This is a genomic window from Treponema succinifaciens DSM 2489, assembly GCF_000195275.1.
GTDB classification, from domain to species: domain Bacteria; phylum Spirochaetota; class Spirochaetia; order Treponematales; family Treponemataceae; genus Treponema_D; species Treponema_D succinifaciens.
In genome coordinates, this window is the sequence record NC_015385.1 from 2,498,840 (window position 1) to 2,512,255 (window position 13,416).

Consider the following 13,416-nt stretch of genomic DNA (forward strand, 5'->3'; position numbering starts at 1 on the left):
TTACGCCCAGATAAACCATAGCAAAGCAGATGCAGCGGCTGTTGTAATAAGCGTGAACGGAACACCGATTTTAAGCCAGCCGGAAAATTTCATAGGATAATTTTCTTTCTTTAAAATTCCCATTGCAACAATATTCGCGCTAGCACCAAAAGGAGTAAGGTTTCCGCCAAGGCAGCTTCCGACCAAAAGCGCAAACATAAAAAGCTCCGAATTTATTCCAATTTGAGCCGCCATTCCGCCAGCAACAGGAAGCATCGCGATTATATAAGGAACATTGTCAACAAATCCGCTTACAATAACAGAAATAAAAAGGATTACAAAAAATCCCGCAACTTTGGAACCACCAGTGACATTCACAAGCAAATCGGCAAGGTCATTCAAAAGCCCGGTTTCTTTTATTGCGCCGATTACAACAAAAATTCCAAGCAGGAAAAAAATTGTTTCCCAGTCAAGCTCCTTTACAACTTTTGCAGTTTCGGCATTTGTTTTTTTCTGAAACAACTTGAACCAAAGCAAACTCAAAATTCCAATCGACAATACTAAAGTTCCGCTCAAATACTCAAACCTGGTATTTACAAACGAAACTCCGGCAAGCCCAAAAATCATAAGCAAAAGGCAAACAAAAGGAACCCAGGAAATGACTTTTTCGCTTTCAACCAGAACTTTGTTTTTTCTATTTTTCGCAAAGAAAAAATAAAAGAAAACGCATCCGGCAACCATTCCAGCCTGAATTATAAAGAAAATAGAAGGTTTATCCGAATAAAAGAAGAAGTCGTTGAAACTGTATCCAGCATAGCTTGCAAAAATCATTGAAGGCGGATCTCCAACCAAAGTCGCAGTTCCTTCAAGATTGCTCATAACGGCAAGTCCCATCATAAAAAATGTAGGATTCGTTTTCAGCTTTGAGCAAAGCGCAAGTCCAATCGGAGCCATAACAAGAACCGTAGCAACATTTTCAACAAAAATTGAAATTATTCCCGTCATCGCAAGAATCGCAACCATCGCAATGCAAGTGTTCCGGCTTCTGTTCACAATTTTGTCAGCGATTTTTACTGGAACTTTTGAATAAATAAAAAGAGAGGCAATAATCATGCTGCCAAGGTAAATCATAATAACGTTCCAGTTTATGATTTCAAATAAAGAATGATAAAGCGCGTATATTCTCTGCGGAAACCAGCCTTCAAGCGCAACCACATCCTGCGGAAGCGGGAAAATCTGCCCCGGAAAAAAAGTCGCAATAATAACAACAAGAACTGCCGCTCCAGTTGTAAACAAAACTTTTTTATTCTGAAATAAAATCACAAGCGCATACATCAAAACTGCAATAAGCGCAACCAAAGTTTTCATGCTAAACATATTTTCTCCAAACTATCTATTTAAAATATCTTGCAGTAAGGGCATCAGCAAGGCAACTTGCTTTTCGGATTGTCTGAAGAACAAGCGGCACAAAAACAGGAATTATCGATTTTATTTTTTTTATTCCTTTTGCGTTTCCAAATGTTCCGCGGATAATCTGTGTTTTTATAATGCCCGAAAATTCATCTAAAAGCAACGGTATAAATCTAAAAATAATTCCAACTATTAAAACAACGCTTCTGACAGGAAATTTAAAGAAAGTAAGAGGCTTTAAAATAGCGGCGATTCCATCCATAACCTGTCGTTCATCCGCAGTAAAAATATAAGTTCCAATCGCAAAAATGGCGCAGACTGAATGAACAAAGGAAGCTGCAAAAAGCAAAAGTTTCCGAGGCGTGACGAAAATCATTTTCCAGCTGAAAAGGATCCTGTCTCCTTCATAAACTGGAAAAAGGATAATTCCAAGCAAAGAAAAAATTACAATCCAAGGAACAAGCCTTGCAATTATTTTAAAGGCATTTTTTAGCGGCGATTTTGCAAGAATAGAATACAAAATGTTTACAAAAATCATCGCAATGCAAGCCGGGAACGGAAGTAAAATGGAAACAAAAAACAAAATAAGAAATAAAAATGTTTTCTTGCCTGCGGAAAGCGAATTTATAAACGAAGGAGGAATTTTTTCGGGCGAAGAAAAAACTGAAGACGCTTTGGAAATTTTTTCAAGCATCAAAGCGTTTTCAATTAAATTCATTTCCCTTAAATTACCCAAGACTGAATCAGAATTTTCTTCACGCTTAGAAATCAAATCTTCCCAGCGCAGTCTGAAATCAGCAGCTTCCGCTTCCTGAAATCTATGCGTACTAAACAAAACGGTTTTTCCGCTTTCAGCTAGCTTTCTAAAAGACGCAAGGAGATTTTTTCTTGAAACAGGATCTAAGCCAGCAGTCGGCTCATCAAAAATCAGAATGTCGCTGTCAAGAGCAATAAGTCCCGCAACAGAAAGTTTTCGTTTTTCACCGCCACTAAGCGAAACAATCGGAAGATTTCCGTATTTTTTGTAATCAAGTCCGGCAAGTTCCATGGATTTTTTTACACGCTCAAAAAGTTCCTTGCCTTTTATATTTTTATTTTTAGGACCGAACGCAACATCATCCGCGGAATAAGGTTCAAACAATGCAGCCTCGCTTTCCTGCAAGCCAAGAACAGGACGGCTCAAAGCATAAATTTTTCCACCTTGATTTTTTTTGAGACCTGCAAGACATTCAAACAATGTTGATTTTCCGCAGCCGCTCGGTCCAGTCAAAGCAACAAGAGTTCCCTTTTTCAACTCAAAAGAAATATTTTTAAAAACTGAAAAATCGCCATAAGAAAACGAAAGCTCCTGAACTTTTAAAGATGTTTCTGCAGATTTATTTTTTTCTGAATTTAAACTTTTAAATGAAGTGTACTCTCCGTCAATTCCGAAAATCGATTCAAAAATATTTTTAGTTTCTTTAAATTCTTTTGGCGAGCCGTCGAAAATTACCTGCCCCTGATCCATAACGATGATTCTTTTTGCAGCCAACGCTTCGTCCAAATCATGCGTAACAGAAATAACCGTGTGCCCTTTTTTATTCCAAGCATTTACAAATTCTACAAGCTGATTTTTTGAATCCGGATCAAGCATTGCCGTGGCTTCGTCAAGAATCAGCAAATCTGGAAAAAGCGCAAGGATTCCGCTGAAAGCAAGCCGCTGTGTCTGCCCTAAGGAAAGCTCAAAAGTTTTGCTCAAAGCTTTGTCCACAAGAGAAACAACAGAAAGACATTCGATTGTACGCAGTTCAATTTCTGATTCCGTCATGCTGAGATTCTGCGGACCAAAAGCTGTATCGCGCTCAACAATTCCGGCTACAATTTGCTCTTTTGGTTGCTGAAAAACAATGCCTGGAAGAATTCCGTTTTGCTTTATGACTTCACCTTTTAAGGGCTCAAAAAATCCTGCAATAAGCCGGGCAAGCGTGCTTTTTCCAGAACCGTTAAGTCCAAGAATTGCAATATATTCGCCTTGGCTTACAGAAAAATTTATATTGTCGAGCGCAATTTTATTTGTGTGAGGATATTCATAGTAAACATTTTTTAGCTCAAGCAACGGCATTTTCAAAAAGTCCTAGCTGGAAAAAAAGGTTTGCTTCCCAAACTCGAAAGCTCATAAAAAATACATTCAAATCCGATGTTTTTTGTTAAATTTAACATCGCAAATGAAGGTTTTTGTCCGCCGCGAGGTCTAAAACAGCTCCCTGGATTTATAGTAAAAACTTCACCAAGTTTTTCAGCCGCAATATGAGTGTGGCCGTAAAGCGCAATTTTGCAGTTGCTTTTTTTTGCCGCGGAAATAATTTCACCAGTTCCAAGATAAAGGGAATTTCTGTGTCCATGCGTAAAAAAAATTCTTTGCCCGCAGGCTTCAAGCACATTAAAAATCGGAACTTTCCACTGAACATAATAAGGCTCATCGGAAAGAACATTTCTAACAGGATAAAGGTCTGCATCATTGTTTCCTTCGACAATTCCAATTACAGGCGGAATAATAGCTTTGATTTCAGCTTCATCAACGGCATTTGAAATCAGCTTGGAAATATCACAAATTCCGTCGCCGCAAAAAACAAGGGCATCGCTTGCAACTCCAAACTGACGCAAAATCAGCAAAAGATTAGAATACGCGCCATGAGAATCAGACACCACAAGAATCCGGGCAGAATCTTTTGTTGCGAGTTTTTGTATTTCTTCACGGCTGCCGATAAGCAAAGATTCGTCTTGTAAAAGTGTGTTCAATTTATTCCACCGAATTTAAAATTACAAAATGGTTTCTTGACTGAATTCCAGTTTCGCTGTCAACATAGCGGGCAACTTTTCTTTTTCCTGCCACAGCCTGAACATGATAATAAAGATCACTGTCCTGCGGAAGAACAAACGGAAGCTCCGCGGCATACTCAACAGCCGAAATCAAAAGCGCCAAAGTGTCATCGGCTTCATTTTTATTTTCTTCATCGCCAAACTGAATTCCAGCCGTATATTCATGGTCAATTACAAAGTTGCAAGTGAATTCCTGTCCCAAAACATCATCCTGTGGAAAAATCGAAAAAACATTGAACGGTGGATTGCCATCCCATTCTTCTTTTATCCTTGCAAGCGGAGAATGCGTATTTTCTGGCGCGCCAAGAAGAACGATTCCATGTACATTGTTTTTTTCGATTATATCACGCAAACTAGAAATTCTGCCATGCAAATCATCTGGAAAAACAATCGGAAGAACAAGACCTCCGTTTTCTGTAAGTCCAAATTTCTTCTCCAAGGAATTTATCGCTTTTTTTACAAAATCATCATCATTGAAACCATATCCAATAAGAACGCAGACGAGTCCATTTTCACTTGTCCAAAAATTTTCTTTTAATTCAGAGAAACTTTCGCGCGGCTGAATTTCAATAGAGTCGTCTGAAGCAATTTTTATGCTGGGAACATCTTTTTCTTTGCAACCTGAAAAAATAATCGCAAAAGCAAAAAAAAGAAGTTTTCCCATAAGAACAATTTTCTTTTTTAATTTCATTTTTTAAAATTCCATTCTATAAAACAAACAAACCCCGCTGCAAAAATAACAACGGGGCGCATTTTGGGTTACTTTACAAAATCACAAGTTTTCCGTTAATAAATCAGTCTTCCCAAACAATTGTAATAGCAACCGAGCCTCTGCCTTTATTAGAGCCAGATTTAGAACCCGCACCCGGCTCAACACTTGTTGTATTTATTAAGTTCATTCCCATGGATTCATTCTCTAATCCTTTTCCAGAAACTGCCGCAACTTTTTCCGCATGAGGATTTGAAGGCCTGCTTGCTGTAACATCAGACTTGCTGTCCTGACCTGCAAAAACTGGAACTCCATTTTTTTCTCCAACTTCCGCGCTGGAAGTAAACGGAGTTGATTCTGGATGTTCTTCGGCAGCAACGTTTCCGTCAGAAGTTTCATTTGCAGAAGCAACTGTTCCTGCATTGCTTTCTTCAGATGGAGCAACGTCGGTAGAATTATCCTCGGATTTAGCGACTTCCGCAGAAAAAGCTTCAGGACCGCCAAAACTTACAAGTCCCTGCGTAACAGAAAGACGTCCGGAAGAAGTAACTTTGAATTCTGTTCCTCTTACTGAAGCTGTTGCAACTGCGGAACGAACTTTGAATCCAACTTTTCTTCCATCAGAAGAAGAAACATTTGCTTTAAGCGAGCCGGAATCAATATAAATCTGAGTTGAATCCTTGTTTTCCATTGCGACCATGTTTTCAATTGTAATTCTTGTCAACGGTCCCAATGTAAAATTTGTTTCTTTTACAGAAACTACAGCATTTGATTTAAATCCAGTTGAAATAACGGCCCCTCTTTCCTGAATAATATCGCCCTCTTCAACAGGAATCCACATTCCGCCTTCCAGAATTTCAACTTTGCCTTCAATGCTTACAAATTTAGCTTCCAAAGCAGAAGCTGAAAAGCCCGCAAAAACTGCAAAAGCAAGCAACGGCAAAAACTTAAAACTCAATTTCATACAACACCTCCTAAAATTTTACGGCTAAAACGAAATAACCGCATTAAGCGCAATTTCTGTTCTGCTGGAATCACTTGAATCTCCTGAAAAATGGCTTGCAAAAAGCGTCAAAGCAAGATCAGAGAACAAGTAATATTTTGCATTTCCATAAACTTGGAAACCATAATAATCAAAAGCATTATCATCCCTGTCAAGGAAAACAGCATCTCCGCCAACAGCACAATAAAGTTTGTCAATTGGAACTATAGATGCAAACAATCCAGCTTTTGAAATTCCTGAATAAATCGGTTCATCAGCCGAAAGGCAGGCAGTAATCTGTGTAAATCCAATAAACGGAACAAAAGGACCTCTGTCTCCAGAAGCATAAGAAGCAGAAATAGTAACAGAAGAAGACTTAAAATCCGGGAACAAAGAAATGTTGGCTCTTCCCAAAAATCCAAAATCAGAAAAATCTGTAGAGCTTGCAGTTCCGCTCAAGCCGTAAAAAAGCATAGGAGCAAGCGGTCCGTCTAAGCGCAAAGTTCCATAAAAGCGGTTGTCTTCATCTTTTGGAGAATCGGCAGGGCCTTCTGTGTCCCAAAATCCAAGTCCTTCCAAAGAAATTGTCTGGTTAAACAATAAATACGGAAAGCTGATTTTTACTCCGCCTGCTATATAGGGAGCGCAAAAATCATAGAAGTCATTTTCATCATCTGGAGTCCATTCATAGCCACTGCTGTTCATAATAGAAATATTCTTTAAATTCAAAAGCCCTGTGTATCCGCCGAAAGCAGAAACATCAAGCCAGGAAGCGGAAAACTGCGCAGAAGCTCCGTCAAGCGATTGGGCAAAAACAGATTGCGAAAGATCCGGCAAGAAAAGGCGGCCTGCATCCAAGAAGAATTTTCCAGCAGAACACTCCATAATAGAAGAAAATTTCAAAACATTTAAATCTGCAATAAATTCATTTTCACTATTCTCATGGTCGCCAAAGATTTTTTCATAGCTATGGCTAAGGCTGGCTTCTAAAAAAAGAAATGTTGTGCCTTTTTTATTGAAAGGAATTTTTGCAAGCGCAGAAAAAGCCTCGCTTTGCTTTAATCTAGGCTCTTTGTATTCCTCACCATCAAATTTCAAGTCTGTGTTATCGCCCAAAAAGAAAGAAAGTTCAGCAGAAAAAGCAAACACCGAGAAAACTGAAAATAAAATAACGGCAAAATATTTTTTCATATTCATGCTAGTTTCTCACCTCATAAAAATCAATGCAGTCTGTAACGACATTAAGAAATTCCCTGCCAGTCGGAATGCGTTTTGGATCAAAAGAAGTCGAAATTACGCCGCCATTGCGAAGTTGTTTAAAGGCGTAGCGCGGACTTGGAAAAAACTTCATCATAAGACTATCTGGAACATTCCAAGTAAAATAGCACAGCCAGGCAAGATTTTCAAAGTTGATAAAATCATCTGCGGAAATCTCTGCTTTTATGGCTGGTTTAGAATACTGTTCTCCTATTTTTTTCCAAGCATCGACAGCATCTTCTTCTGAATCATCATCTGAAATATAGCCCATTGCGACTGCTGTAAAATACGCGGCAGTTCCGTAAGTGAGCTTTTCAGTAGATACAGTTTTCTCCACAATTTCCGCAGACTGAGAAAAAACAGCCGAAACAGAAATGAGAGCAAACAGAAAAATCGAAGTAAAAAGTTTCATACCACTCCTCTAAAAATAATGTTCGCAAATGTTCATTTACAAGAAATTATACTATATGATATAGTTTTTGTCATGGTAATGAAAAATAAATTCAAAGAATTTTTTAAAACTAAGATAGAACTGATTATTATGGCAGTTTTTGCGCTTTTGAGCGTAATGGCAATTCAGACAAGCCTTTTTCAAAAGCTCGACTACAGGCTTTATGATTCAATGCTAAAAATAACAAAAGAAATCGAGGCGCATCCAAACATTGTAATTGTCGATGTTGATGATGAGTCATTGGGACGCGTTGGCTCTTGGCCTTGGACTCGCGACATTCTGGGAAACGCCTTAATCCGCATGAAAGAATTCGGCGCAAAACAGGCTGTATTCGATATTGAATACATTTCACCTTCTTCAAAAGGTGTAAACGAAAATTTAAGCGACACAGTAAACAAGACTTTTATAGACGGCGAGCAGGCAATTTCAAGTTCAATTTCGGAATTTGCGAACGGAATTGAAGGTGGAACTGTAAACGCGAAAAATGCTCATGAACACGCGGAAAATCTTATTTCAAATGAAATCGATGGAATTCTTTACGAAATGCAAAAGGAAATCACTTCCGGTTTTGAGCTTGACTACGATGATTTTTTTGCAAGATGCGTTCAGTTCTTTGGAAATACTTCTCTAACCGTAAACATGAGGCACATTGCGCAAAAAGGCGATGAATCAGAGGAAAATTATGCCAGAACAAGATTTCTTTTTAACAATGTAACAGACGAAAAAAATCTTATTCAAAAAGGAAATATTTATTCAGTAAAAGAAGAAGCAAGCCAGGAACTTGGATTTACACCGGCGCTTCATAAAATTCTTTCACGAGCGCAAGGACTTGGATTTACAAATGTTATTGTAGACAAAGACGGAATCAGGCGCAGAATTGAGCTTTTGAATTTTCAGGACGGAAAATATGTCGGGCAGCTTTCTTTTGCGCCGCTTATGAAGATTTTGGATGTTCAGTCAATGGAAAGAACTTCAAATTCAATAATTCTGCAAGGCTTAAAGAATCCGAATTCGGATTCACGGTACAATATTTCAATTCCGCTGGATAAACATGGACGGATGCTGATAAACTGGCTTCATGAAAGTTACGTTGACAGCTTTAGACACGTTCCGGCATACTTGCTTTACAATCTTGATCTTGCGGAAAAACTTATAATAGAAAATCTTGCGGATATAAAAAATGCCGACTTATCGTCGCTTTCCGAAGAAGATGCGGAATACATTTTAAATGCAATGTATTTTGAAGACGAATATGAAAAAATTTCAAATTCAAAAAAACGTCTTCTATTAAAATGCCGCGGATTTGACGAGGAAGGAAATGCAATAAGAGGCGGACTTTCTGAAGAAGACTACGAAAAATATTTTTCAGCCAGAACAGAATTCTTTAAAAATCTCAAGGAATTTTCTGATTCATTTGCAACAGTTCAGGGATTTGATCAGATTCCTGAGCTTTCGGAACTTTCAAAAAGCATTGAATTTTACCTTCGCGACTTTGAAATATTAAAAGGCAGTATGGAAGGCTCGTTCTGCATAATCGGAAACTCGGCGACCTCCAGCACTGATTTGGGAGTAACGCCATTTTCAAAGCAATACGCAAACCTTGGACTTCACGCAAACGTTATAAACACAATTCTTCAGAAAAAATTCATACGCGAAATAGATTCACTTTGGGGACTTGCATTCTGCGTTGTTTTCATTTTTCTTACAATGTGCATAACAGCAAAATTCAGTACAGGAAAGAAAAACTTCACAAGATTTTTATACGTAATTGTTCCTGTTGTTCTTTTTTATATTTTGATGACGCAGTTCAACATTTATGTTCCGTTTGTAATTATTTTTGCATTTTCGTTCCTCAACTATTTTGCTGGAATAATTGTAAATTTCCATGCTATAAACTCAGATAAAAAATTCCTCCAATCAACATTCAGTGCTTACGTTGCTCCTGCTGTTGTAGACGAAATTATCAAGAATCCGGAAACAGCACAGCTCGGCGGAAACAGCAAAAATATAACCGCGCTTTTTTCAGACGTAAAGACATTTTCTGGATTCACAGAAGCTGTAAACAATGCGGAAGGCGAAAGCAAAGGTGCTGAACGGCTTGTTTCAATTTTGAACGGATACCTTGGAGCTTTGAGCGACGCAATAATGGACTGCCACGGAACAATCGATAAATATGTAGGAGATGAAATTGTTTCGTTTTTTGGCGCGCCGGTTGACGACGATGAAAATGCGTTCCATGCGTGCCTTGCGGGAATAAGAATGCTTCAGGCAGAAGCAAAATACAACGAAGAAAACAAAGATAAGCTTCCGATAAATCCGCATACAGGAGAGCCGTTCTATTTGAATTCCCGCGTAGGAATAAACACAGGAAACATGGTTGTTGGAAACATGGGCACAAAAAAGAAGCTCAATTATACAATCATGGGAAACAACGTAAACCTTGCGTCCCGTCTTGAAGGAACAAACAAAGTTTACAATTCCTGGATAATGTGTTCGGACAGCACTTGGAACGCCGCCGACAACGGAGCAAACAAAGGTCTTTTAGCCGCGCGGAAGTTCGACTTTGTGCGTGTTGTGAACATTGAAAATCCTGTTCAGATTCACTGCATTCTAGGACTTAAAGATGAACTTCCGGCAAAGCAAATTGAAGCAGCGGAAATTTTCAACGAAGGAATCAAATGGTATCTAAAGGGAAATGATTTTCCTGACACTCCAAAAGATCCGGAGGATTTCAAGAAAGCGTACCAGTTCTTTAAAAACGCAAAGGAATGCTTTCCGCAGGATATGTCGTCTGATGTGTTTATGAAACGCTGCAGCTACTTCTTAAAATACGGTTCCGGCGAAAAATGGGACGGCGTTTTCACAATGAAAGAAAAATAATATTGCTTCTTGCATCAAGTGCAAGAATGCAGCAAAAACAGTCAAAAACAAAAAAAATCCGTGTCAGTGTAATTGGCACGGATTTTTTTATTCAGCCTGAAATTTGATTTTTTATAAAATCAGCATTCAAGCTATTTAATTAAAACTACATTCTTTTTAAAGTTATAGGACCATCTGGACTGTCGTTAACCTTAATTTCTTTGTCAGACAATTTGCAAGACACTGTTACGGTTTGGCCGTCTTTTTTTTCATCTGTAAATTCCAAAGTACTTCCTGAAACTGTGCCTCCTAAAACATAAGGGTCGTCTAAACCATTCTTGCTTGAACATGTATGCTGTTCAAGATTGCAAGCTGTGCCATCAACAATTATTATATAAGCTACTGCTGACAGTTCTTCACTATCTGCTTCAGCTTTTGCAAAGGCATAAAGATTTCCTTTAAGTTTTTTCATTCCATCTATGCTTCCGTCTGACTTAATTGTAGCAATTAAATCCTTACCGACACCTTCAGGTGCTTTTACTGTCAAAGTTGAACCAGAAACTGAATAATCACATTCATCAGACTCAATAATATTGTCGTTGTTTTTGTCAACAGCTCCATTTTCAAAGTCATAAGCAAGTTCAGTATATTTTACTTTTTGTCCATTAGAATCAAAAGCAAACATACTAACCCGGATTTTCGCTTTGTTAATTGATTCTGAGGTATATTCCTTTTCTTCAAAGTCAATTGAATAATAAGTTTTTCCTGCAAGAATATTTTTTGTAGAAGAATCTTCTGATGATGACGAGCCTGAACCAGACGAATTTCCAGAACTAGAAGAGCCACTGCCACCCGATGAACCTCCAGTTTCGCTTCCAGAAGATGAGCCTCCAACCGTCACATCATCACTAGAGCTTCCGCCATCACTGCAACCTGCAAATGCAAGCGCAAGGACCATAGCTGCCAATACAGCTGAAATTTTAGCAAACTTTCTCATAAGTTCACTCCTTAAAATAAATAGATTCCGCTGAAAAAAATTCAGCAACGCCTATTGTACCCCCCCCCGGATTTGTCAAGTACTTTGAGGAATTTTTATGATTTGTTTTGCAGATGAAATTTTCAAAAGATTATCCGATCAAGCCGGATAATGACATAGCGTTTAAGCCCAAAGATAACACTTTTTATGCGCAACTGTTGCCCACCTTTTCATTTTCCAAATGTACAGACCTTCCACTTGCAAGAAAAAAAACTTGACATCTGCCATTTGTGAACTTAAACTGATTTTTAAGATTCCGCAGAAAATGCAAATCTAAAAAACACACAAATCAATTCAAGGAGGCTTTTTAATGGAAAAGTTTTCAAACATACCGGAAGTCAAGCTCGGAATAATCGCAGTAAGCCGAGACTGCTTTGTAATTTCACTTTCTGAAAAAAGAAGAGCGGCAATCGTAAAGGCATTCAGCTCAAAAGGAAGCCTTTATGAAGCAAAGACAACTGTAGAAAATGAATGCGATATGCTGAAGGCGGTTGAAGAAGTAAAACAGGCCGGCTGCAATGCGCTTGTTGTTTTCCTCGGAAACTTTGGACCAGAAACTCCAGAAACTCAAATTGCGCAGAAATTTGACGGTCCTTGCATGTTTGTCGCCGCCGCTGAAGAAACTCAGAATGATCTTATAAACGGACGCGGAGACGCTTACTGCGGAATGCTGAACTGCTCATACAATTTGAACTTGCGCAAAATTCCTGCCATAATCCCAGAATATCCAGTTGGAACAGCAGACGACATTGTAAAGATGATTGAAGAATTTATTCCTGTTGCACGCGCAATTATCGGTCTTAAAAATCTCAAGCTTATCACATTCGGACCTCGCCCGCAGGACTTTTTTGCTTGCAATGCGCCAATCAAGGGACTTTATGACATTGGAGTTGAAATTCAGGAAAATTCGGAACTTGACCTTCTTGTTGCATACCGCGCCCACAAAGACGACAAAAGAATTCCAGAAGTTGTCGCTGACATGGAAAAAGAGCTTGGTTCAGGCGGAAACAACTTCCCGGATCTTCTTCCACGCATGGCGCAGTTTGAACTTACACTTCTTGACTGGATTGAAGCAAACAAAGGCTGCAAAAAATATGCAGTTCTCGCAGACAAATGCTGGCCGGCATTTCCTAAGGAATTCGGATTTGAGCCTTGCTATGTGAACAGCCGGCTTGCTTCCCGCGGAATTCCTGTTGCCTGCGAAGTTGATATTTTCGGCGCGCTTTCTGAATATATTGGAACTTGCATTTCCGGTGCTCCTGTTACACTTCTTGACATCAACAATTCTGTTCCGCAGGATATGTACGATGAAAGCATCAAGGGTAAATTCTCTTATCCTTATGTTCTTAACGATACTTTCATGGCGTTCCACTGCGGAAACACACCTTTCTGCTGCATGAACAAGGCTTGCAATCCTGGAGTCAAGTATCAGTTGATTCAGCACAGACTTCTTGAGCCAAAGGATTCAACGCCAGACTTTACACGCGGAACTTTGGAAGGCGACATAATGCCAGGCCCAATCACATTCTTCAGATTGCAGTCAACTCCAGATACAAAGCTTCAGGCTTACATTGCGCACGGCGAAATTCTTCCAGTTGCAACCCGTTCGTTCGGAGGAATAGGTGTATTTGCAATTCCAGAAATGGGAAGATTCTACCGCCATGTTCTTATCCAGAAAAATTATCCGCACCACGGCGCAGTTGCTTTCGGCCACTACGGAAAAGCACTTTTTACACTTTTCAAGTATCTTGGAATTCCTGATGTTGCATACAATCAGCCAAAAGGAACTTTGTATCCATCGGAAAATCCGTTTAACTGATTTGCAATTTAGCATTTAGCTTGGAAACAAAAAAAATCCGTCTGTGTTTGCGCAG

Annotated in this window: 10 protein-coding genes; 2 read left to right on the forward strand and 8 right to left on the reverse strand. The window is 39.0% G+C overall.

Translation table 11 applies throughout. The annotated features are described in order from the left end of the window. The 7 genes from TRESU_RS11915 to TRESU_RS11945 all read right to left on the reverse strand — a co-directional run bounded on the left by TRESU_RS11915 (position 1) and on the right by TRESU_RS11945 (position 7,608). The gene (locus TRESU_RS11915) at positions 1-1,356 is read right to left on the reverse strand and encodes an ArsB/NhaD family transporter (RefSeq protein ID WP_013702455.1); all 1,356 of its coding nucleotides are present in this window, start codon (positions 1,354-1,356) and stop codon (positions 1-3) included. A 16-nt stretch (positions 1,357-1,372) separates the two neighbouring features. Continuing rightward, positions 1,373-3,490 (reverse strand): energy-coupling factor transporter ATPase, encoded by a 2,118-nt coding sequence (locus TRESU_RS11920; protein WP_013702456.1) that lies wholly within the window; start codon positions 3,488-3,490, stop codon positions 1,373-1,375. Between the two features lie 2 nt (positions 3,491-3,492). Further along, entirely contained in the window at positions 3,493-4,167 is a 675-nt protein-coding gene (locus tag TRESU_RS14405; protein ID WP_013702457.1) for a YfcE family phosphodiesterase, read from the reverse strand. Position 4,168: 1 nt separating this feature from the next. Then, positions 4,169-4,939, reverse strand: coding sequence for a hypothetical protein (locus tag TRESU_RS11930; protein WP_013702458.1), 771 nt, complete (start codon positions 4,937-4,939; stop codon positions 4,169-4,171). 103 nt (positions 4,940-5,042) lie between these two features. Next, positions 5,043-5,921: a FecR domain-containing protein gene (locus TRESU_RS14410; protein ID WP_013702459.1), complete on the reverse strand. Its 879-nt coding sequence runs from the start codon at positions 5,919-5,921 to the stop codon at positions 5,043-5,045. A gap of 24 nt (positions 5,922-5,945) precedes the next feature. Continuing rightward, the gene (locus TRESU_RS11940; protein ID WP_148228289.1) at positions 5,946-7,130 is read right to left on the reverse strand and encodes a hypothetical protein; all 1,185 of its coding nucleotides are present in this window, start codon (positions 7,128-7,130) and stop codon (positions 5,946-5,948) included. Positions 7,131-7,137: 7 nt separating this feature from the next. After that, positions 7,138-7,608, reverse strand: a complete 471-nt coding sequence (locus tag TRESU_RS11945; protein ID WP_013702461.1) for a hypothetical protein — start codon at positions 7,606-7,608, stop codon at positions 7,138-7,140. A gap of 78 nt (positions 7,609-7,686) precedes the next feature. Here TRESU_RS11945 and TRESU_RS11950 point away from each other — a divergent pair, with 78 nt between their 5' ends. Then, complete coding sequence (locus TRESU_RS11950; RefSeq protein WP_169309769.1) at positions 7,687-10,527, forward strand: CHASE2 domain-containing protein; 2,841 nt, start codon at positions 7,687-7,689, stop codon at positions 10,525-10,527. A gap of 145 nt (positions 10,528-10,672) precedes the next feature. Here the strand turns inward: TRESU_RS11950 and TRESU_RS15320 are convergent, their stop codons facing one another. Next, positions 10,673-11,503, reverse strand: coding sequence for a hypothetical protein (locus TRESU_RS15320; RefSeq protein ID WP_013702463.1), 831 nt, complete (start codon positions 11,501-11,503; stop codon positions 10,673-10,675). 349 nt (positions 11,504-11,852) lie between these two features. Here TRESU_RS15320 and TRESU_RS11960 point away from each other — a divergent pair, with 349 nt between their 5' ends. Continuing rightward, positions 11,853-13,361, forward strand: coding sequence for an L-fucose/L-arabinose isomerase family protein (locus TRESU_RS11960; protein ID WP_013702464.1), 1,509 nt, complete (start codon positions 11,853-11,855; stop codon positions 13,359-13,361). Positions 13,362-13,416: the final 55 nt, after the last annotated feature.